At 71.4% G+C, this 22202-nt stretch carries 17 protein-coding genes; 7 read left to right on the top strand and 10 right to left on the bottom strand.

What is annotated here, in order from left to right:
* From B6R96_RS35935 to B6R96_RS35910, 5 genes are all read right to left on the bottom strand, one after another.
* Positions 1-360: TetR/AcrR family transcriptional regulator (locus tag B6R96_RS35935; protein ID WP_159396440.1), on the bottom strand; the 360-nt coding region annotated here is incomplete at its 3' end.
* A 128-nt stretch (positions 361-488) separates the two neighbouring features.
* The gene (locus B6R96_RS35930; protein ID WP_081521177.1) at positions 489-1388 is read right to left on the bottom strand and encodes an AfsR/SARP family transcriptional regulator; all 900 of its coding nucleotides are present in this window, start codon (positions 1386-1388) and stop codon (positions 489-491) included.
* 240 nt (positions 1389-1628) lie between these two features.
* Positions 1629-2696 carry a TetR family transcriptional regulator gene (locus tag B6R96_RS38875; protein ID WP_162498483.1) on the bottom strand — a complete coding sequence of 356 codons (1068 nt, stop codon included), beginning with the start codon at positions 2694-2696 and terminating at the stop codon, positions 1629-1631.
* A gap of 173 nt (positions 2697-2869) precedes the next feature.
* Complete coding sequence (locus tag B6R96_RS35915; RefSeq protein ID WP_030390789.1) at positions 2870-3550, bottom strand: ScbR family autoregulator-binding transcription factor; 681 nt, start codon at positions 3548-3550, stop codon at positions 2870-2872.
* Positions 3551-3670: 120 nt separating this feature from the next.
* Positions 3671-5029 (bottom strand): cytochrome P450 family protein, encoded by a 1359-nt coding sequence (locus B6R96_RS35910; protein WP_081521178.1) that lies wholly within the window; start codon positions 5027-5029, stop codon positions 3671-3673.
* Between the two features lie 488 nt (positions 5030-5517).
* On the opposite strand from B6R96_RS35910, the gene B6R96_RS35905 reads away from it, so the two are divergent.
* From B6R96_RS35905 to B6R96_RS35895, 3 genes are all read left to right on the top strand, one after another.
* Entirely contained in the window at positions 5518-6477 is a 960-nt protein-coding gene (locus B6R96_RS35905) for a ScbA/BarX family gamma-butyrolactone biosynthesis protein (protein WP_237291262.1), read from the top strand.
* 1953 nt (positions 6478-8430) lie between these two features.
* A complete protein-coding gene (locus B6R96_RS35900; RefSeq protein WP_081521179.1) occupies positions 8431-8835 on the top strand; it encodes a MerR family transcriptional regulator in 405 nt (134 codons plus the stop codon).
* 98 nt (positions 8836-8933) lie between these two features.
* Entirely contained in the window at positions 8934-9857 is a 924-nt protein-coding gene (locus B6R96_RS35895) for an NADP-dependent oxidoreductase (RefSeq protein WP_107475436.1), read from the top strand.
* An 887-nt stretch (positions 9858-10744) separates the two neighbouring features.
* Here the strand turns inward: B6R96_RS35895 and B6R96_RS38390 are convergent.
* Positions 10745-11122 carry an NAD-dependent epimerase/dehydratase family protein gene (locus B6R96_RS38390; RefSeq protein WP_443070025.1) on the bottom strand — a complete coding sequence of 126 codons (378 nt, stop codon included), beginning with the start codon at positions 11120-11122 and terminating at the stop codon, positions 10745-10747.
* Between the two features lie 62 nt (positions 11123-11184).
* Here B6R96_RS38390 and B6R96_RS35885 point away from each other — a divergent pair, with 62 nt between their 5' ends.
* The gene (locus B6R96_RS35885; protein ID WP_081521180.1) at positions 11185-11961 is read left to right on the top strand and encodes an SDR family NAD(P)-dependent oxidoreductase; all 777 of its coding nucleotides are present in this window, start codon (positions 11185-11187) and stop codon (positions 11959-11961) included.
* Positions 11962-12233: 272 nt separating this feature from the next.
* Positions 12234-12569: a hypothetical protein gene (locus B6R96_RS35880; protein ID WP_159396439.1), complete on the top strand. Its 336-nt coding sequence runs from the start codon at positions 12234-12236 to the stop codon at positions 12567-12569.
* Between the two features lie 77 nt (positions 12570-12646).
* Here the strand turns inward: B6R96_RS35880 and B6R96_RS35875 are convergent, their stop codons facing one another.
* On the bottom strand, positions 12647-13054 hold the full coding sequence (locus B6R96_RS35875; RefSeq protein ID WP_053704756.1) for a PPOX class F420-dependent oxidoreductase: 408 nt from the start codon (positions 13052-13054) through the stop codon (positions 12647-12649).
* A gap of 455 nt (positions 13055-13509) precedes the next feature.
* Here B6R96_RS35875 and B6R96_RS35870 point away from each other — a divergent pair, with 455 nt between their 5' ends.
* A complete protein-coding gene (locus tag B6R96_RS35870) occupies positions 13510-15120 on the top strand; it encodes an alpha/beta hydrolase (RefSeq protein ID WP_081524889.1) in 1611 nt (536 codons plus the stop codon).
* Positions 15121-15921: 801 nt separating this feature from the next.
* Here B6R96_RS35870 and B6R96_RS35860 read toward each other — a convergent pair.
* Positions 15922-17658 (bottom strand): immunity 49 family protein, encoded by a 1737-nt coding sequence (locus B6R96_RS35860; RefSeq protein ID WP_081524887.1) that lies wholly within the window; start codon positions 17656-17658, stop codon positions 15922-15924.
* 380 nt (positions 17659-18038) lie between these two features.
* Complete coding sequence (locus tag B6R96_RS35855) at positions 18039-18851, bottom strand: hypothetical protein (protein ID WP_081525430.1); 813 nt, start codon at positions 18849-18851, stop codon at positions 18039-18041.
* Between the two features lie 443 nt (positions 18852-19294).
* Between B6R96_RS35855 and B6R96_RS35850 the strand changes: the two genes are divergently transcribed.
* Positions 19295-20251, top strand: a complete 957-nt coding sequence (locus tag B6R96_RS35850) for an SDR family NAD(P)-dependent oxidoreductase (protein WP_081524886.1) — start codon at positions 19295-19297, stop codon at positions 20249-20251.
* A gap of 281 nt (positions 20252-20532) precedes the next feature.
* Here B6R96_RS35850 and B6R96_RS35845 read toward each other — a convergent pair whose 3' ends face one another.
* Positions 20533-22152: an FAD-dependent monooxygenase gene (locus B6R96_RS35845; protein WP_081524885.1), complete on the bottom strand. Its 1620-nt coding sequence runs from the start codon at positions 22150-22152 to the stop codon at positions 20533-20535.
* Positions 22153-22202: the final 50 nt, after the last annotated feature.

The raw sequence follows: 22202 nt of genomic DNA, 5'->3' as shown, positions 1-22202 counted from the left end.
GGTGCATCCCCGCGGGGCGGGTTGGCCGCATTCCTTGGTGATGCGGAAGCTGGCGGGGATGGCGGGTTCCTCGTGGAGGGTCCAGGCCAGCCAGTGGGTGATGTCGATCAGGGCCTGCAGGGGTGAGACGCCGTCCTGGCGCAGGGTGCGCACGGCGTCGTGGAGCAGGGCGCAGCCGCGTTGCTGGACGGCTTCGGCGAGTTCGTCCTTGGAGGCGAAGTGGAAGTAGAGGGCTCCCTTGGTGACCCCGGCGGCGGCCGCGATCTCGCCGAGTGTGGCGTTGGCGTAGCCGTTGCGGTGGAACATTTCGGCCCCGGCGTGGACCAGGCGCCTGCGGGTCCGTTCCGACCTCTCCTGCACCGCGTCGTCTCCTCTCGCCCCGTGGAGGTCCTCGTGTTCCCGGCCGCGGGGACCTGTGGTGTGTCCCGGGGCCGGGCCGGGTCGTGCCCCTTTTTCGGCCGCCCCCGGCGGGCGGGGGTGGTCGGGCGTCAGACCCGTACGAGCCTTTCGCCGCCGGGCTCCGCGTGGGCCTCGGCCGGGCTCTCGGGTCCGGCCATCAGGATCGAGCGCTGCAGGCGGCGCAGGGCGATGGAGGGTTCCAGTCCCAGTTCGCGCACGAGGGTGGCGCGCAGTCGCTGGTAGACGTCCAGTGCCTCGCCGCGGCGGCCGGAGCGGTGCAGGGCGAGCATGAACTGTCCGTGGAGGTTCTCGTGGGTGCGGTAGCGGGTGACCAGGACGGTCAGTTCGGCCAGGAGTTCGCGGTGGCGTCCCAGTCGCAGGTCGGCCTCGATCCGCTGGTCCAGGGCGCACAGCCGGGTCTCTTCCAGGCGTCTGGTCTCCATGTCGAGCTGGATTCCGCCCTGTACGTCGGCGAAGGCGGGTCCGGACCACAGGGCCAGGGCCTCGCGCAGCAGGCGGGCGGCGCCGGGGAAGTCGCCGGCGTCCATGGCGCGGTAGCCGGTGCCGGCGAGGCGGTCGAACTCGCGGACGTCGAGGGTTCCGCCGCCGCTGCTGAGGAGGTATCCGCCGGGCAGGGTGACCAGGATGTCCTTGGCGGTCCGCACCACCCGCCCCGCACCCGCACCCGCACCCGTACCGGTGGGGGTGTCGTCGTCGGCCCCGGCGTCGGGGCCGGTGGCGGTGGCGGTGCCGCGTTCGAGGGCGCCGGCGATGAGGGCGCGTAACTGCAGGACGTAGGTCTGCAGTGTGGTGCGGGCACTGCGCGGCGGTTCGCCCGCCCACAGTTCCTCTATCAGTGCCGATACGGGTACCACCTGATCGGCATGGAGGGCCAGGAGGGCCAGGACCTGCCGGGGCTTGGGGGCGGTCGGCGTGATGGAGATTCCGTTCTCCCGCACCGCCAACGCGCCCAGTACATCGATGTCCACGCCGTACTCCCCTGTCCTTGGATGAGTCGCACAGCCAGTAGAAAACAGGACCGGCGGTTTGTCAATATCAAACCGGTCGTGCTGTTTTGATGGTCGATCATGTCCGACGGAACGTCAGAAACCTTTGCTGGCCTGGAATTTCGGGTGGGTTCGGGTGCGGTGGGGCGGCTTCAGGACGCCTCGATCACCCCCTCGACGAGGGTCACAGGAGGGTGGCGGACCCCACCTGAAAGAGACCGTTCAGTCTGATTCGGTGTCCGGGTCGGGGGGTGGGGCGGCACTGCCGGGCGATCCCTGCGGCAGCAGGGCGTCCAGGGCCGGGGGCGAGGCGAGCCGCGGCAGCATCAGCGTCCAGAACCGGGTCAGGGTGTGCGGTGCGAGCCACTGCCGGTCGTAGGCGCCCAGGACCTCCAGCCCCACCGTCGCGGCCACCACCCCGCGCGCCGCGTCCTCGGGCAGGAGCCCCTCGGCGAGCAGGCCCTCCCGGGCCGCGGCCGCCACGGCCGCCTCGACCCACAGCCGCCACTGCCGGCGCAGGTCCGCCGTCCCGTCGAAGGAGGGGTCCGCGCACAGCGCGAACCCGGCCCGCACCACCGCGTCGTGCGCAAGGAGGGCCATCAGCCGGTGCGTGGAGTCCACCAGCACCTGCAACGAACCCCCGCCCGAACCGGCGCCCGCACTCCCGCCTGCGTTCCCGCCCGGGTCTGCGCCGGTGCCCGCGCTCCCGTCCGGGCCCGGGACGGGGGCCGGGGTGGTCGCTGCGGAGGCAGGGCCCGGTGCGGGGGCGGACGGGGCGGAGGCGGGGCCCGGGGCGGAGGCGGGGGCGGAACCCGGGGCGGAGGCGGGGGCGGGGCCCTGGGCGGGGCCCGGGGCGGGGCCCGGGGCGGAGGCGGGGGCGGTCGGCGCGGATGCGGGAGCCGGACCCGGCGCGGAGGCCGGACCCGGCGCGGGGGTGGTCCGGGCGGTGGTGGTCCGGGCGGTGGTGGTCCGGGCGGTGGTGGTCCGGGCGGTGGTGGTCCGGGCGGTAGTCGGACCCGGTCCGGGGGTGGTCGGGGCGGAGGCGGGGGCGGTCGGTGGTACGGCCGGGCCGGCCGTGATGCGCGACAGGGCCTGCGCGGCCCGGTCCTGGACGGCGCGGGCCAGGACGGTCTTGCCGGCGAAGTGGAAGTGCAGTCCCCCGGCGCTGACCCGGGCCCGGCGGCTGATCACCGCGATCGACGCGGCGGTGAACCCCTCCTCGGCGAACACCTCCGCGGCCGCACGCACCAGCGCCTCCCGCGTACGGGCCGCACGTTCCTGCTTGACCATGGAGTCTCCACAAACCGCCAACGCGGTTTGCCCAAGGGGGTGTAAAGATCGTTCCGGTCACGGTCCGCGCCGCCACCGGAGCCCCGCTCGCGTCCCGCTGGAGCCGGCCGGCCCCACCGGCCCCACCCGCCCCACCGGGGGCCGCCCTCGGGCGGGCAGGGGGCGGGCGGGCCTCAGGACAGGGCCGGTTCGCTCTCCTGCGCCGCCCCCCGGCCGGGCCCGCGCCGCATCTCCGCGCTCACCCGCTCCCCCCGGTCGCCGGCGATGTCGAGCCTGGCGAGCATCGCGGGCGTCGCGATGCTCGGGCAGATGTGCTGGTAGACGGCGGCCACCCGCTGCTCGATGTCGCTGCGGTCGCTCAGGGTCTGCGAGTAGATCTGCGCGCCCGTCCAGCAGGCGGACAGGATCCAGGCCGTCTCGGCGGGATCCACGTGCGGCAGCAGCTCACCCTGCTCCTTCGCCCGCACCAGCAGGGTCCGCGTGAACTCGATCCAGCCCGGCACCGAACCCCCGCCGAAGATGTCGCGCATGCCCGGCCCCAGAGAGAGCCGGGCACCCGCGCTGAGCATGGGCTCGCGCTTCATCCGGTACGCCAGCACCATCGCGACGTCCACCAGTTCCTGCAGCTTGCTCTCCCGGTGGGGCACCCCGCCCTCGGCGAACTGCTCGTCCAGGACGCCCTGCGCCAGCTCCTGCTTGGAGGAGAAATGGAAATACAGGGCGCCCTTGGTGACGCCCGCCCGCGCGAGGATGTCCGCGATGGTGGCCGCGTCGTAACCGCGCTCGTCGAAGACCGCCGCCGCCGCTTCCAAGATCGCGCGACGCGTACGTACCGCACGCTCCTGCCGTGCCACCGGTGCCTCCGTTGTCCATGGTCCAATACGGCCGGATCCACCGCGCGGATCCACCGCCCCATTAAAACCAACCAGAAGGTCCGATTCTTTTCAAGCAGGCCAGGCGTCGCCCCGACGCGGTCAATCGGCCACGGGCGCCCTGGGACCCAGCACCACGGGCAACTCCCGCAGCCCGTTGGAGATGAACGACTCCACCCGCCCCAACTCCCCCGCCCCCGCCAGAGCCGCCGCCGGGAACGTCTCGAAGAACCGCCGCACCGCCACCGCGCACTCCAGCCGCGCCAGCGTCGCACCCAGGCAGTGATGCGTGCCGAACCCGAACGACAGATGCTGCCCCCGCGTCGCCCGCAGCACGTCGAAGCGGTCGGCGTCCGCGCCGTGCACCTCGGGATCACGCCCCGCCGAACCGAAGGAGATCAGGATCGGATCACCCTGCCCGATCACCACCCCCTCCCCCATGTCGATGTCCTCCACCGCGAAACGCAGCAGCCCGTAGAAGGCCGGCGGCTCGATCCGCAGCGCCTCCTCCACCACGTCCTCCCACGAAGCCAACCCCGCCCGCACCAGCGCCAACTGCGCCGGATTGCGCAGCAGTTCGTGCAGGGCCGTGCAGATCAGGTTGACGGAGGTCTCGTAACCGGCCGTGAAGAGCAGGATCAGGCTGTCGACGAGCTCCTTCTCGCTCAACCCCGCCCCCTCCGCACCCGCACCCGCACCCGCATCGGCGGCGGTAGCGGTAGCGGTACGGGCGTCGGTGGCGGTACGGGCGTCGGTGGCGGTGCGGGGGTCGGTGGCGGTGCGGGGGTCGGTGGCGGTGTCGCGGGCGGCGATGAGTGCGCTGGTCATGTCGTCGCCGGGGTGGCGGCGGCGGTGGGCGACCAGGTCCGCCATCACCACGTCCAGATCGGCCGCGTTGCGCTGCGCCTCCTCGGCGGTGATACCGGTGTCGAAGAACGCGTTGATGATTTTGTGCAGCGGGCCCCAGGAGTGCTCCGGTATCCCGAACAGCTCGAAGACGATCCGGGTCGGCAGCTCGTGGGCGAACCGCGTGCGCAGGTCCACCGCGCCACCGGGCGCCGAGGCGGCCAGGTCCTCCAGGAGTTCACCGACCACCTCCTCGATCCGGGGGCGCAGGCCGGCCGCCCGTCGGGCGGTGAACGCGGCCGCCGCCGGTCTGCGCAGCCGGGCGTGCTCGCTGCCGTAGGCGGTGATCATGTTCTGCACCGAGACCCAGATCGCCAGCGGCCACTGCTCCCCCACCTCGCCGCTGATCCAGGCCGGCCAGTGGCGGTAGGCGTCCTTGGAGACCCGCGGGTCCACCAGGAGCCGGCGCATGTCGGCCGCGCGGCCCACGGCCCAGGCACTGACCCCGCCCGGCAGCAGGACCCGTGTCGCGGGCCCCTGTTCACGCACGCGCGCGGCCTCGGCGTGCACGTCCCCGCCCAGGGCGTCGATCGCAAAAGGGCACTGACGGTTCATCTCACAACTCTCCAGGATGGACGGCGGCAGATCGGCGACAGGGTGCAGCGGCGTGTCCACACCCCGTATTCCAAAACCGCCCATCCGGTTTCTGTTTCACCGGCGGCGGCCCCGAGTCTGACACGACCCGACCCGCATGCCAATGGTTTTCGGGACCCGGCCCGCCGCATCCGGTCCCCCGAAGTCGCCCTGGCGGGGGCCTGGTTGAACGGACGGCGCCCGCACCCTGTCCGACCGGCGCATATGACCGGAACCACGGTTCCCACTTGGGGCGGTGGTGTGCGCGTCCCCTGCGGCCGCACCCTGTCGGATATCCGCTGGTCCAGGTCCTGACAGCCCTCCCGGAGGGCGCCCGGCGGGCCGCCGGGGCGACGTGCGGGCCGCATCCTGCCCGGCTGAGCTCCTTGCAAACAAAACCGGAGAGTACGTATCTTGCGTCTCGCGAGCGCAACCCGTCCCATCCGTCGAACGGCTCTGCGGGAGAAGTCATGACCATGCTGACGATCGGAAAGCACGCGCCCGTCCTGCCCCTGCCCGGGACGGAGCAGCCATGGATGCGCTGCAACGACGCCCGCCAGCTGACCACCACCGTGCCCCGGGAATACGTCCACCGCAGCTCACTGGCCGAGGTCTTCCTGACCGGCTGCGAACGCACCGGCCAGGACACCTTCACCCTGACCGGGCAGTGGCCCCGCGCCCACACCTTCTTCACCAGCGCCGACGGCACCGGCCACGACCCCGTCCAGGCCGGCGAGACCGTCCGCCAGGTCGGCCTCTACCTCTGCCACGCCGTCTACGGAGTCCCCCTCGGCCACAACGTCCTGCTGTGGAGCCTGGACTTCACCACCCGCCCCGAACACCTGCGCATCGGCCGCGGCCCCAGCGACCTCACCATGAACGCCCTGTGCACCGACTTCGGCTGGAAGGGCAACCGGTTCTCCGGCTACCTCAGCGTCGACATCCACCGCAACGGCGAACTCGCCGCCCGCGGCACCGCCCGCTTCTCCTGCGTCGCCCCCGCCACCTACCGCCGCCTGCGCGGCGACCGCGGCCGCCTGGCCCTGACCCGCCCCCTGCCCCGCCGCACCCCCGTCCCCGCCCACACCACCGGCCGGCTCCTGCCCTTCGACGTCGTCCTCGCCCCCACCGACCACCCCGGCCGCTGGCAACTCAACCCCGACCTCGACCACCCCATCCTCTTCGAACACGCCAACGACCACCACCCCGGCATGGTCCTCGTCGAAGCCGCCCGCCAGGCCGCCAGCGCCCTCCACGCCCCCGCCACCTTCACGCCCGCCGCCATCGCCACCGAATTCCACCACTACGCCGAACTCGACGCCCCCTGCTGGATCGACGCCACCCTCACCGCCCCCGGCCACGTCGCCATCACCGGCCACCAGGAAAACCGCACCATCTTCCGCTCCACCGTCACCGCAACCACCACCTGACCACCGCTGTCCGGCGTCCGACGTCGGGGTCGGGCCGCGGGCGTCGGGGTCGGGGGTGCCGCGGGAACGGCGGGGGCAGCGCGGACATCGGGAGCCGGGGCGGGGCGAGCCGACAGGCACACACCCCGCCCGCACAAGAGCGGGCACACCTTCCCCGGAGGGCGGCTTCACCACCGCGACCGGGCAACACCCCCAGCACGCAACACCGTTCACACCGGGGGCCGGGGGCGGACAGGCAGGCGCACACCCGCCCGCACAAAAGGGGAAACACCTCCCCCGGCAACGGCCTCGCCACCCCCGACCGGACAACACCCCCCACCACGCGACACCGTTCACACCGGGGGTCCCGCCCCATGCCCCCGCACACCACCGGCCCAGTCGGCGCCGCAGGAACCCCCGGCCGGAACACCGGCGGGGACCACTCCCAGCGGCACCGAACGCCCCCCACCACGGGGCGCAGCACGCCCAACAAAGGGGGGAGCCGACCCGGGCAACCGACCGGACACCTCCCCCGCAGCAGCCCGCGTCCACACCGGGCCCCCGTCCCTGAACCAGGGGGCGCGAACACCGGGGGCACCGGGATGGACTCGCATCGGCTGCCCGGGGACAGCACCCTTTACCGACAACGACGTTCACGCCAGCCGGAGCCATGACGGCGCCAAGAGCGCGCCCAGCGCAGCCGGGGCTCCGGTCCGGGGCGTCGTGCCGGCCCCCTCGCATCAGCCGCTGTCCACGCCGGGCCCCCGCAGCAGCCCGTGGTTCACGCCAGGACCATCGCCCCGCACCACGGCGCGGGCAGGCACGCCGCACCAGAGTGTCCGGCCGGGACCTCGGAGCGGCCCCGCACCCCAGCCGCCGCCCGGGAAACCCGGCACGCAGCGGCCGAACACGGTGCGGCCGCCCGGACGGGATCGGTCGGACCCCCTGCAGCAACCGCAGTCCACACCAACGCCCCGGCACGGCACGGCACGGCACGTGGGGGCGCAGTCCCCGAAGCGGAGGAGGCTCATCCGCGGACGGCCGCCCCGACAACCTCCCCCACCACCGCCCATGTTCATGCCGGAGCCGCCGCCCTGCGCACCTGCACCACACCGAAACGGGGGTGTCCGGTGCCGGGCGAGCAGCCCGACAGCCCCGCACGGCAGCCCCGTTCACGCCAGGGCCCGTAACGAGGGCCCGGAGGGGCGCAGGCAACGAAACGCAACGGCACGCAACGGAACGCAGGGGCGACCCGGCCCGGACACCGACCGCACCACACCCGCCCAAGCGCACGATGCGCACGCCCAGGCCCTGCCGGTAAACCAGGGGCGTGCGGGCACGGGACGGGATCCCGCCCCGGGCATCGGGACAGACACGCCCCTGCGGCAGCCGATGTCCACGCCGGGGCCGCAACCCGGCACGAAAGTTCAGGCACGAAACCAGGGGCCGCCCGACCCGGGCGACCGACCCGACAGCACCCGCGCCCATCCGGTGTTCACGCACGGCCACGACCCAGGACCCGGGACCCGGGCCACCGGTCCCCGGACAGCAGGGTCACCCGGCCCAGGACCTCCGACCGGCCACCCCCTGACGGCAGCCCGCATCCATACCAGGCCCCCCGCCCCGGAACCAGGGGACGCAGACACCGGACACAAGGACGACCCGACCCGGCTGCCCCCGGCCTGGCAACACCCCCGGCGGCAGCAGAAGTTCACGCCCACCGAGTGGGATGTGGCGGCGTCATGGGCCGCGGGGCGCCGAAGCCGGGCGTGCCCCCGTCCCCGGGCGCCGCACCGAGCCCCCTGGCGGCAGCCCGTGCCGGCATACGGCGACAAGGGCTCAGCCGTGTACGGGCGAACGTGCTCAGCCGTGGGGCGGCGGGCACGGCAACCCTGCCGCGGTAGGGGGTGTCCGCAGGCGACCATGACGCATCGGCGCTCCGCACCCGCAGGTCGCGGGCGTAGGCTCTGCGGGATGCGGATAGGCGAGCTTGCCCGGCGCACGGGCGTGAGCCCGCGCTCACTGCGGTACTACGAGGACCAGGGGCTGCTGACCAGCTCACGCTCCGACGCGGGGCAGCGTCACTACGCCGATGCTGCGGTCCAGCGCGTGGCGCTCATCAGGCAGTTGTTCGACGCGGGGCTGTCCAGCCGGGTGATCGCGACCGTGCTGCCGTGTGTGGACATCCCCGGTGACCCGGGCGTCGCCGAGGAGACGTTCACGGCGATGATGCGCGAGCGCGACCGGATCGACGCCGATATCGCGCACCTGATCGAGACCCGGGATGCACTCGACGCACTGATCAGGGCCAACAGCCGGCACCGGGCGCAGCTGTCCACGGCCCCGACAACCGGCGGCGCAGCCGACCTGATGCTGTGACCTGCATCTCATCGTGTTGCCCCTGACATCAGTGGCAGGGGTGAGGGTGGCGACAGCGCCCGCATTCAGCGGGCCGGTCGTACGAGAGGCGGCGGAAGATGGGACAGGCATGGGGTTTCGACAGGCACGGCGGGCCCGAGGTGCAGGCGTTCTTCGATCGCCCCGATCCCGTACCCGGTCGCGGTGAGGTACTGATCCGGGTCGACGTCGCCGGCGTCAATCCCCTCGACCACCTGCTGCGCTCGGGCCCGGTCGACGGGCTCGACGGCGGGCGTCCCTTTCCCCGCGTGCTGGGCATGGAGGCAGCCGGAACCGTTCTCGCCCGGGGCCAGGACGTCACCGGGCTCGAGGTGGGCGACGCAGTCTTCGGCTTCGCGCTGACCGGTGGCGGCACCTACGCCCAGACCACGGTGCTGTCCGCGGCGAACACCGCGCGCATCCCGGCGGGCCTGTCCGCAACCGTGGCGGCAACACTGCCGGTGGCCGGGACGACCGCGGTGGACGTCCTCGACCAACTCGGACTCCCCGCCGGCGCCACGGTCCTGGTCAACGGAGTCGGAGGCGGAGTCGGCCTCGCCGTCACCCGGCTGGCCATCGGACGCCGGCTGCACGTGATCGGCACCGGGAGCACCGCCAAACGCGAACACGCCGAGAGCCTGGGGGCGCTCTTCATCGACTACACCACCCAGGACGTCGCCGCCGCGGCACGCAAGCTCGTTCCGGACGGCTTCGACGCGATCGTCGACCTGGTCGCAGGCACCTCACTGCGAACCATCGCTCCCCTGGCCCGCGACCCCCGCAACATCATTGCCGTCAGCGACACATCCGTGCCCGATCTCGGCGGGCGCTTCGTCGAGCGCCGCCTCGACCGCAAGAACCTGGAGCGATCAGCCCGACTCGCCCTCGACGGACTCCTCACACCCGCAATCACCGCAGTCCATCCGCTCTCCGAAGCCCCGGCCGCCCTCGCCGCCGTCGAGAACGGCCACACCACCGGCAAGACCGTCATCAAGGTGACATAAGAAACACCCGGCCACCCGACAACGTCAACCGGCCAAGGCGGACCGCCAAGAACGACAACCTCCCGAGGCAGAGCCGGGACGAACGTGACCCACGGTCGGCGCACCATCGACCGAGCACATTCACCTGTACCGAGTCGAACCCCTTCACCGGTACGCCACCAGCCCGCGCCCACACCAAGCCACCACCCCACCACCCGGGGCCCAAGACACCGGACACAAGGAAGACCCAGCCCGGCTCTCCGGCGGACAACACACTGCGTGACACACGATGTTCACGCCCTGCCAAACCCGTGGCGGCGCCCAGGGCGCATGGGCCGGCCCAGGAGGGGGAGAGCATCGGGGCCGTCAGGCAGGGTTCCCGCCCGACAGCACCGACCGGTACCACGGAGCACACTCCGCGAACGCCTCCACGAACCCAGGCCCCGGCGAAACCCTCACCTGCGACCACAACCGCCCACTGTCATACCAGCGATCAACGCCCACCAACCGCACCCGCCGCGCCAACACCCCACCCTGCGCACCCCCCACCCACTCCAACGCCCCCGCCAGATCAACCTCCCCCACCGGCAACCCCAACCCCAACGCACCCGCAACCGTCTCCACCAACACCCGCACACTCACCGGCTCCGGATGCCCCGCATGCAACACCCCACCCCCCACCCGCCCACCCCCCACCGCCAACTCCGCCAACACCCCCGCCAACACATCCACCGAAACCAACGACAAACGCGCCCGCCCACCCTCCACCCACACCGGCACACGCCCCAACAACTCCACCAACCCCGGCACCACCCACCGATCCCCCCGCCCGAAAACCAAATGCGGCCGCACCACCGTCCCACCCGCCGCCAACACCAACCGCTCCCCCGCCAACCGCGTCACACTCGTCACCGACCCCGGACACTCCACCAACTCCCCCTCCACCACCCCCGATGCACCCCATCCCCATACACCCCCGCCGTCCCCAACTGCACCACCCGCTCCACCCCCGCCCGCGCCGCCTCCCCCAACAACGCCCGCGTCCCCTCCACATTCACCGCCTCCAACTCCCCCACCGACCCCCCGATCCGCGACGCCAAATGCAACACCGACGACACCCCCTCACACACCCCACGCAACGAACCCGGCCGCACCAAATCCCCCCGCACCACCTCCACCCCCACCCGCGACACCCCCGCCCGATGCACCAACACCCTCACCCCAACACCCCACCCCACCAACCTCTCCACCACCACAGAACCCACAAACCCCGCACCCCCCGTCACCAACACCAACCCACCCCCACCGAACACCACAACCCCCCAATCCACCGTGTTACCGTCACGCGATGACCGCCGGAACCCAACCCAAGCTCCTCGAAGGCAGATCCGCACTCATCACCGGCGCAAGCTCCGGCATCGGAGCCGCCGCCGCCCGCATCTTCTGCCGCGAAGGCGCCGCCGTCACCCTCGTCGCCCGCCGCGAAAAACAACTCGCCGACCTCACCGACGAACTACAAACCCAAGGCCACCACGCCCAATACGTCATCGCCGACGTCACCCACACCGAACAAATCGCCCACGCCGTCCAACAAGCCATCACCACCTACGGCCACCTCGACACCGCCTTCAACAACGCCGGCATCGGCGCCACCCCCGCCCCCCTCCACCTCCTCCACGAAAACATCTACGACACCATCATGGACACCAACGTCCGCGGAATCTGGAACAGCATGCGCCACGAAATACCCGCCATGCTCACCCACGGCCACGGCACCATCATCAACAACAGCAGCACCGCAGGCCTCGTCGCAACCCCCGTCACCGCCCCCTACATCGCCTCCAAACACGCCGTCATCGGCCTCACCAAAGCCGCCGCCTACGAATACGCCACCCACAACATCCGCATCAACGCCATCGCCCCCGGCACCACCCAAACCGAAATGATCACCAACTGGCTCCAACAAAACCCCACCATCGAAACCACCCTCCTCAACCACACCCCCCTCCCCCGCCACGCCCACCCCAACGAAATCGCCGAAGCCGCCGCCTGGCTCTCCAGCAACCGCGCCTCCTACATCCACGGCACCACCCTCTCCATCGACGGCGGCTGGACCACCCACTGAGAAGGTCATGGCGGGGAGGGCCCGCGGCATCCTGCCGATCAGACCTCACCACGGAACCCATCACCCCCCGCCCCGGCAAGCTCCACGGAGTCAGGGGGCTACCGCCAACGCCCCACCTGGGGACCTGGCTGCGTAACGCCGGTTCCGTCACCGGCGCCGTGAGAGCCAGGCCGAACGCCTCCTGGCGTTCGCAGGCATCGCAGCAGCCCTCATCTGCCAGGTGCGCATGACGAACGCCGAACCAGCTCAACGGCTACTGCAAAATAGTTCAAATGAGCGAATCGACTGAGCAGGTGCAGACCGCAGATCGCCTCTGGGAGGAACACCGCCACGAGCCCTTCCCCGACAGCCTCCGACATGTCACGTTCGCGGGTACACACGTGTGGCTGCTCGACCTGGACATCGCCGGCTGCGTATTTCGTTGGCTCGACAACGGCGGCACTCTCGACCCGAAGAACAGCACGCTCCTGCAGAGCCGCGTCGAGGACTTGGGCCGAGTCGTCCCTGAGATCGATGACCCCGCAGCGGCCGAGTACTGCCGGCGGTTGCACCAACTCGCCGTGCTCGTGTCGACCAGCACGCCCAGCACGACACGGGACGCCCTCTGACCCCCGCCACCCACACAACAGCCACCCGGCAGTTATCGAGGCAGCCGGGCCGGTCTCAGCGGGTGGCGGGGTGCTGGTCAGAGGGAGCCAACGACCTTGCGCGGGGTGATACGTACCACGACCCGTTCGCTGTCCTCGGCGGACGCCGGATTGAAATCCGCGTACTCCTTGCCCGTGTACTTGCGCGACAGCGCGTCGATCAGCTCCTGCCCGCCCTCGGTGGTCAACTGCGCCGTACCACGGACCTCGGCGTAGGTGTACGGGGCATCACTCGGGTTGATGAGCACGGTGACACGAGGATCACGCCGCAGATTCCGCTCCTTGCGGCGTCCCACGGTCGTGGACACGAGCAGGTCGTCACCGTCACGCGCCAGCCAGGTGACGGACACCTGCGGACTGCCGTCCGGCTGAATCGTTGCCACAGAAGCAAAAACCGGAGAGTCGTCGATGACCTTCCTCAGGCCATCGGAGAGCGCAACCGACACGGTCGGAATCCTTTCCTGGGAGTGCCGCCCTCATCGAGCGAGCGGCACGAACAGCATGCGGAAACCACCCCGCACCCGGCAAACCGGAAACCTGCCCCAAAAGGCGACACGGACCGTGGCGCAGCAGCCCCGAACCCGGCAGGAACACCCCCAGCCACCACCCGGCCGGAGCAACACACCCCCGGCGCGTCGGACGCCGATTCACCCACACGCGCCACCCGGCAGCCTGTGGGCCTGGTGGCGAGTCGGCCTCGAGCCGGAACGCAAGCCGGGACGGGATATGGCCCCGGGCCCACGGAAACCCTGCACACCGCAACGAGGACATACACCCCAGGGGGTAGACGGCCACCTCCCGTGGGGGTAGCAGGAAATCAACCCCCTGCAGGCCGACAACGACAGCAGCCGGCGGCTACGGTGTCGCCCGTTCCGCTGGAGCACGACGGAAGGGGCTCTGCATGCCGACCCGTTTGGCCGATGACCCGCGCAGGCGGGTGGTGTGGGGGATATCCCTGCTCCTGATCGCGGTCACCGCGCTCGCGGGCGGTGCGCCCGCCGCCGCCCGGGCCGCCGAGCCCCCCGCCCCGCCCGTTCCGGTGCTGTCCTGGGGGCCCTGCGACGGGGAGCAGGACGGCTTCGAGTGCGCGACCGCCCGCGTGCCGCTGGACTACCGCCGGCCCACCGGACCGACGCTCGCCCTCGCCGTCACCCGTCGGGCCGCGGCCGATCGGGCGCACCGCACCGGTGTACTGGTACTGCACCCCGGCGGGCCCGGCAACTCCGGCGTGAACTTCGCCCGTAGCAGCTACGAGGCGCTGCCCGCCTCCCTGCGGGACACCTTCGACGTCGTCGGGTACGACATGCGCGGTGTGGCGCGCAGCGGGCAGGTGGAGTGCTGGAACGACCAGGAGTACGCGGCAGCCGTCGACACCGCACGCGGCGTGCCCGGTCCGGGGGCTCTCAAGGAGGCGGTACGGCAGGGCGCCGACTTCGCCCGCGCCTGCCGGGAACGCTCCGGGCAGATATTGCCGTTCATCGGAACCGGCTCCAACGCCCAGGACCTGGACCTGCTGCGCCGGGCGCTGGGCGAAGAGACGCTCTCCTTCTACGGCCGATCCTTCGGCAGCTACGTCGGCACCGTGTACGCCGCGCAGTTCCCGCGGCGGGTGCGGGCGATGGTTCTGGACGGGGCCTACGATCCGCGGCGGTACGCAGAGGTGCCCTACGCCTACGACGCCGGGCAGTTCGCTGCACTGGACGGGGCGGTGGGCCGTTTCCTGGACTGGTGCGCTGCCGACCCCGCCGCCTGCGGGTTCGGTGAGGGGCGGCCGCGGCAGGCGTTCGAGCGGCTGAAGCGGGATCTGGACGCCGATCCGGTGATCACCGCGAGCGGGCGCCCGGCCACCGGCTACACCCTGGCCTACCGGTTGATGTTCAACATCAACTCGGGCCGCGAGGTGTGGCCCTACCTGGGGCAGGCGCTGCGGGCGGCCCAGCTGCGGCAGGGTTCGTTCCTGCTGTCCCCGCCGTCACCGGCGTCGTTCGACTTCCTGAACGTCAACACGGCAGTCGAATGCGCCGACCGCACCTACCCGGGCAGCCGGCTGCTGCTGGGCGCGATGGTCGGCGCGCAGGCCGCGTCGGCGCCACTGCTGGGACCCGCCATCGGGCTGGGGCCACCGGCGTACGACCACAACCACGCACCCACCTGCGTCCAGTGGACGACCGAGCGCCCGAGCCGGTACGAGGGCTCCTACCGCGCGGCGGGTTCCGCACCGGTCCTGGTCCTGGGCACGACCGGAGACCCGGACACCCCCTACCAGGACGCGGTGGCTCTGGCCGGAACACTCGAGAACGGACGACTGCTCACCTTCGCCGCCGAAGGACACACGGCCTACAACCGCAGCACGTGCGTCAGCACCTTGGTCGAGAGCTACCTCGTCACGCTGGCACTGCCCGTTCGTGGCACCGTCTGCGCGGACGAAGCCCCGCCGCAGCCTCCGGACCGGCACCGCACGACGGGCGTCGGAATCGACGAAACGCGCGATGTGATCCCCACGCTCCGCTGACCACCGGGCAGCTGACGCGCGTACGCCGGGTGGCGAATGCCGGGCAGCAGGGGCCGCAGCCGAACACCGGATGCGGCCCCTGCTGCCTGTGCGTGCCGATGCACGGAGCCCGGCCTGGTCGGCCGGATCTTGCTCGGGGCTGCGCCGGGTGGACCTTTGTGCGCGAGAATGCTCGGCATGACGACGTGAAGAGCACTGGCCGGGCGACAGCATTGGCGAAAGGTCGGGAGTTGGGACACGATTCCCGACGGCGATCGACGCGTCTGCGCCGGCTGCGGAACGTCCGTCCGTTCGTACCAGTACCGCTTCCATTCGCCCGAGTCCTCGATGTTCGAGCGGTGCATCGGACTCGCCTGGTGTTCCACTTGCCGGATTTACTCCGGCAACATGGTGTACGTCCCGCGGAAGCGAGTCCTGGTCGACCTCCTCGCGTCTCTTCCTCCTGAGCAGCGAGAATGGGTTCTGCGTTCGGAGACGCGACTGATCGAGTTCCTGGACCGTCAGGTCCGAGACGCCAGAGGCTAGGGGTCGGCAGCTGGCCACGGTCAGGCGGAGTCCCGCTCGCGCAGTGGCGGCAGGACGGTCATGCGCCGACCGTAACGGCGGTCAGCCAGCCCTCGACCTGCTCAGCGAAGGTCACCCCCGCGCAGCCGTTGTCGTTGCAGAACAGCCGGCGCGCCGACAACTCGATGAGTACCGGCTGGGTGCCGACCGGAGCATCGGCACCCGGCGCCCGGGGGGCCACGCCCCATGGGCGTGAGCAAGGGGCCAGGGCAAAGAGCGGAGGCCGTCGCCGTCCTCCTAGAAAGGTTCTGCGGCCCGTAGGAGGGGCTGCGGCAGGTACGGGGACTCCACTCGGATGGCCCAGCCGCGGCGGCGGGCGTGGCAGGCGAGGGCGAGGATGTCGAGGTCGACCGACGTATCCGGCTCGTCGACGCGGTCGGCGACCTGGTAGTAGTCGCGGTGGGCCTCGAGCGCGTCGGCCAGGGCGAGGTTGAAGCTCTCCTCGTCGCCCTCCACCAGCTGTGACAGCAGCACGGCCGGCGGCATCGCGAAGCCCCAGTCCTTCGCCTTCTCCGCCTGCTCCAGCGCCCGCTGCACGGCCGGTTCGGGGTCGCCGCCCTTCAGGTAGGCGTGGAGGGCCTCGCGATAGGCGCTGGAGGCGGAGCCGTCCGGGCGGGCGAAGGCGGGGCCGGTGAGGACCAGCGGGACGAGGTCCTCGCGTACTCCTGTGATCAAGGCGAAGGCCGTGGCCTTCTCCCAGTTGTGGGCGCCGGCCGCGTCCTTCCGCTCGGCCGGGTAGCGCAGGTTGCGGCCGCCGATGGTCACCTCGACCTCGGTACCGGGATCGGCCAGGGCGATGCGGAACAGGGCCGCCCCCATCTGGGAGGCCAGCCGAAGGGTCGCGAGCTGGGCGTCCGTGACGCCTGCCGGGTTCCCCGCGCGCCACTTGAAGAGGCGTTCCTGGTCGCCCATGACGCTCCCGAGCCGCCACACCGCGAGGGGTTCTTGGCCGACGGGGGTGAAGGCCTCCCGGAGGTGTTCCTCGTACATGTCCTCGATCTCCCGGTGCACGGTCCGCTCACAGGCCGGCCGTTCCACCACCAGCGGCCCCGCGCCGAGCGCGGCGACCGCGTCCGGCCGCCGGTTCCGGCCGAAGCCCGCGACCCGCGGCCCTCGGGTCTCGAAGCCGGTGACGAGCGCGTGCGGGAGGTAATCGGTACGGGCGGCGGGCGCCCAGCCCAGGGTCCGGTACGCGAGCGCGGCGAGGGCGATGGGGACGAGCGGGAGGAGGCTGCTCGGAGAGGCCGCGGGGCCGTGCAGGGTGGTGTGCCTGGTCAGGAGATCGGCCAGCGCGGCGTCAAAGGCCTCCCGGTCCTCGGCGGCCAGGGCGCGCAGCGTGTGCAGCGCCGCGCTGTCCGGCCGGTCCAGAAGGGGCTCCCCGGTCTCCGCGGCGCGGGTACGGATCCGGTCCAAGGCGGCATCCACGGCAGCCAGCTTGGCCTGCGCACTCGGCGGGTATTCGCCGTGGTTGCCCGCGGCGTCAAGGACCACGGCCATGAGTCCTGTGGCGAGCTCACCACCGGGTGTGCCCTGCGCCCGCGCGGCGAACTTGTCGCGGGCGAAGTGGAAGGCCTCCCCGTGCCACTTGGCCTTGTCCCTCAGGACCGACAGGCAGAGCGCATCGATCCATTCGCCGGGGGTGACGCTCTCCTCGGGGGCGTCGTCACCCGGGTCGTAGCTCGTGCCGTAGTTCACGTACTCGAGGAAGACCTGGAAGCTGCAGTGGGGATGGTACGCCGCGTAGGCGACGGCGCCGGCAGCGGCTTCGGCGGCGTCCTTGAGGGCGGCCCTGGCTTCCGGGGTGTCGAGGTCGGGCGTCTCGACCGAGAGGGCGCCCAGGTAGTCGAGGAACTCGTCGGCGATCGACTGCCACTCGTACGTGGCCATCCGGCCGGCGCGCGACATGGACCGCACCTGACCCCCGATCCGGTTCACGAAGTCCTCACGCGCTGCCGACACGACGGCCCCGCCCACCTGGTGACGCTCTATCCGCACTGCCCTGCTCCTTGATCGACTCTCTGCCACCAGCCTAGGCGCGGGCTCTGACAGACCGGAGGCTGCCCCGGCACCCGACGTGACCGAGCAGGGGCAACGGCCGGTGGCGGAAGCAGCGCCAACACGACGGCAGAGGCCGTGGTTCGGTCGGCCCCGTTGACGTGGAGGCGTCGGCCGGCGCTGTTCGGGCAGAGGGACGACGGGATCCGAGCCGCGGCGCTTGCCCGCACTCGTTGCTCACCGGGCATGCGGTTGCCGGAGCGTTCCCGAAGAACGGGGCGAGCTACGGCGACGTGAGGGGTACGCGCGGCAGTACTCCGCCACCAGCAGCACCACACCACCGCCCCGTCCGGAGTGTGTTACTCAGCGTGCTCCGGGACGAAGGGCTCCTGAATCACTACGCCTTCCGGGTCGACGATCAGGTGCGTCGGCTTTGTGAGCTCCAAGCTGGAGAGGTGTTTCTTCAGCCGCTTGGCCATGGGAAGGTAGGTCGCAAGAGTGAGGCCGCCGGAAACGACGGCCCCGACGACAGGGATGGCCTTTGAGACGGTGTTCGCGAAGGTCTTCTTCGTCATCTGAACGCCGAGGTAGCCTGCGACCTTTTTCACTATCGGGTAGATGAGGCCCTGGGTAAGTGCCTTCTGCGGCAGCTTCTTGGCGGCCTGCTTCGACATCATCCCCGCGACCTTGCCCACGGCGGCGTTCGCCGATTGGGTACCGAACATCACCCCGATGAAGAGCGTGAGCACTCCCTTTGTCGCGTCATCGAGGTCATCAGGGTCTTCGGAGAACAGATCGGGCCAGCTGTAGAGGTAGGCGAGCTTCTGCGCGATGCGCAGCATATGGCCGAAGTACTGAGCCACATCGGCCGGCACGGTGGCGGGAAGGAACAGCAGGCCGGGTATCCCGGCAGCCGCCGAAAGGGCACTGGCCTTGGCGGTTTCGTAGTTGATGGAATCGTTGGCCGCTTTGTCCAGGACCTCGAGGGGGATACCCGCCGCTGCAGGGGTCTCTTCTATTGCTTTGCGTATGGCGTCCTCGGAGCAATGGCGAGTCAGCGCCTGCCGGAGGTACGCCTCCCTGTTGATGCGCACGCCCGGAAGCCTTGCCGCGACCGCCAGCACTGTGGAGAAGCGCAGCTCCGGATCTTCCGTCCCTTTACTCATGGCCATGGCAAGAACGTACAGCACCAGCGAGACCGGGATCCCCCTTCCAACCCATTTTCGATATACGGCAGTTGTGCTGACACCGCGATGGGGCCTCTGGTAAGAGGAGGCCGCGGAACGGAACGTCGGTCCGGTGCCTCTCGCACCGTGGCGTGTGCCTGCTGTGTCACGGCCCGCGCCGCGAACTCCGGCTCGCGGAGGGAGCGTAGGGCCGCCCGCGGTGCCCCGGCGTTCGTACGGCACAAGGCTGGCTGCGACGGACAGCACGGCTACCTGGCGGCCCCGCCATCAGGTAGCGGGCCGGCACCGAACAGGCGGAATGTCGGCCGCCTGGCACGCCTGTCGGTGATCCATGGGCGATGTGTCGGTGACCGCTGGGACTGTGGGCCGAGTACCGGCGGAGCAGTCGCCTGCGCCGTCGCCTTCGACAGCAAGGGAGCCCCGTCGCCATGTCGTCCACCTCCTCCGCCCCGCCGTGGGACGTCCGATGTCTGCCCGGTGCTGAAGGCCGCGTGTTCCTGGTCACCGGCGGCAACGCCGGCATCGGGTACTTCGTCGCCGAGCAGTTGTCGGCAACCGGAGCCACCGTCGTACTCGGCAGCCGGAACCCCGCCAAGGCCGAAGTCGCCACGGCCTCGATCCGTGAGCGCGTTGCCGGAGCGCGAGTGCGGGCCGTACGGCTCGACCTCGCCGACCTCTCGTCACTCGAGACCGTGGTGGAGTCACTGGAGGTGGATCGCCTCGACGCGGTGGTCCACAACGCCGGTGTCGCGCTCGACGACCCGCCGCGCAGGGAGACCGGGGACGGTCACGAGCTCATGTTCGGCACGAACCACCTCGGGCACTTCGCCTTGACCCAGTGGCTGATGCCGCTGCTGTCGGCTGCGCCGGCGGCCCGCATCGTGACCATGGGCAGCTTCGCGGCCAAGTCCGAGCGGCTCGACCTGGACGACCTGCAGTCCCGGAAGGACTACCAGCCCAAGCGCACCTACGGACGCTCCAAGTTGGCGCAGATGTCCTTCGGCGTCGAACTCGACCGCCGCCTGCGTGCTGCCGGCAGCACGGTGGCGAGCGTGGTGGTTCATCCCGGCGGCGCGCTGGACTCCCTCACCCCGTCACGGCCACCGGTCCATGTGCGAAACCCCGGCGCACGGCTGAGCTCGGCACCTGCGGCCCTCCTCGTCCAGGGCAAGCACGCCGGCGCATGGCCCGCGGTCCGAGCGGTGCTCGACCCGTCGGTGGGTGGAGGCCAGCTGTGGGGACCACGCGTCTTCGGCCTGCGCGGCAGGCCCCGACGCGAACCGATATGGAGCCACCTCGCCGACACGTCCGCCGCGGCGCGGTTGTGGGACGCGAGCCGTGCCCTGACGGGCGCCGACCCGCGCGCCATCCCCAGGCAGGCCTAGAATCCAGGGCCCGTGCGACAGCGATACTCGGGGCGTTGTCAGCCTCGATCTCCCGCAGAACGCGGGGCACTTCCCAGACCTGGTGGGCGTAGTCGGTCACGGGCTGCACGGCACGCAGGGCCAGGCGTTGTACGCGGTGGATCAGAGTGTGGGATTGCCGCGGTAGCGGCCGCAGGAGGTACAGGGCGCCGGTGACCGGCGCCTGCCCAGGCGGTGCCGTGTACCTCTCGAACCTCCCGTCGGCGCGACGGAGCTCTGGCCGGAATGAGGGCAGCCCCGTTTCAGGCGCTCGGTGCCGGGACCGGTCTGGCCAGTACCTGGTCCATGACCGCGGTGAGGAACCGCGTCGGATCCGTCGCCGACGTCGTCGCGCGCATGGCGACGATCCCGTCCGGACGGACGAGCAGCGCCCCTGCTTCGGAAAGCCACGGGGCCTCGACGCGATGCGCGGGAAGGCCGACGTCCGCCGCGGCGCGGAGCCAGTGGTCGCCGGCGACGCCGACCAGCAGGGTCCACCGGGACGCCACCAGGTCGAGGGTGGAAACCCCGTCGATCCACGCGTGGGGCACCCGTGAACCCGGCGACCCGTCCAGTACCAGGTCCAGGTCCACTGTGGACGGGAGTTCGGGCTGCGGGTCGACAACCGCGGCCGAGTCGTACCTCTGGCCGAGGTGCACGACCGCCGCCGCCCACACTCCCGCCGCCGCCCTGGCGGCGTCGGCCTCGGGTCCGCGTCCCCAGTGCAGCTCCGGGTCGGCGAGCCTGCGCATCGCCTGGTCCAGCGTGGCCGCAGCGACCGGTTCGCGTTCGTGCGCGTAGGTGTCGAGGAGCCCGGTACCGGCTTCGCCGTGGTGGACGGCGGCCAGTTTCCACGCCAGGTTGTGCGCGTCGGCGACCCCGGTGTTGAGTCCGAACGCGCCCAGGGGTGACACGGTGTGTGCGGCGTCGCCCACGAGGAACACGCGGCCGACGGCGAAGCTTTCGGCCGCTGCACTCCGGGGCCGCCACGGGAGCACGCTGCGCACCTCGACGTCGAGGTCGGGATCGCCTACCGCCAGCCGCACGACCGCGGCGCAGCGTTCGTAGGTGAAGTCCTCGGGGCGTTCGCCGGCGTCGACGTCGCAGGGGACGTGGAAGACCCAGTTCGTCTCGCCGTCCACGGTGGCCAGCAGGCCGGGCGCCTCCGGCGTGGTGATCGTGCAGGTGGCGAAGGACATTCCCCGCAGGTGCGGTCGCAGGTCGGCGTGGAACAGGATGTTGATCATCGACTTGCCGAGATCGCCCGGCCCGGAGGTGCCCACGCCCAGCGCGGTCCGCACGGTGCTGTGCGTGCCGTCGGCGGCGACCACCCGCGCACACCGCAGTGAGTAGCGGCCGTCGGGGCCCTCCAGTTCGACGTCGACCCCGGCGGCGTCCTGCGCGATGCCGACCAGGCGGGTCGACCAGCGCAGGTCCGCCCCGCGGCGGGCCAGGTCGGCCGCTACGACGGCGTCGAGCCGGTCCTGGGCGCAGACGCCGCGCAGCCTGAACGGCGTCACGTCCGGTTCGTCGGCGGTCGGGGGCTTCGGCATGGGAACGGTCCGGACGTCACCCGCGCCCATTTCGACGACGGTCCGCGCCACTGCCTTGCCCGCGGCGCCCCGGAGGTCGACCGCGGCGGCGTCGACGGCGGCGTCGAGCCCGAGTTCTCGGAGGACCTCGACGGTGCGGGGTCCGATGCCGGTGGCCCGGGGGTGCACCGACGGCCCGGACCGGCGTTCGACGAGCACCGCGGGGACGCCGTGGTGGGTGAGCAGTGCCGCGGTGAGCAGGCCGACGCTGCCGCCTCCGACCACGAGCACCGGTACCGGGGCCGGGGCCGGGGCCGGGGCCGACTCTTTTGAGTACGTCGTTTCCGTCATGGATACAGCGTAGCCAGAAGGTAGGATGCAGGTCAACGAGGAAAGGAACC

This window comes from Streptomyces sp. Sge12, from assembly GCF_002080455.1.
In the GTDB taxonomy this organism is placed as follows: domain Bacteria; phylum Actinomycetota; class Actinomycetes; order Streptomycetales; family Streptomycetaceae; genus Streptomyces.
Note: the sequence above shows the minus strand (reverse complement) of the source record. Positions and strands in the feature narration are given on the sequence as shown.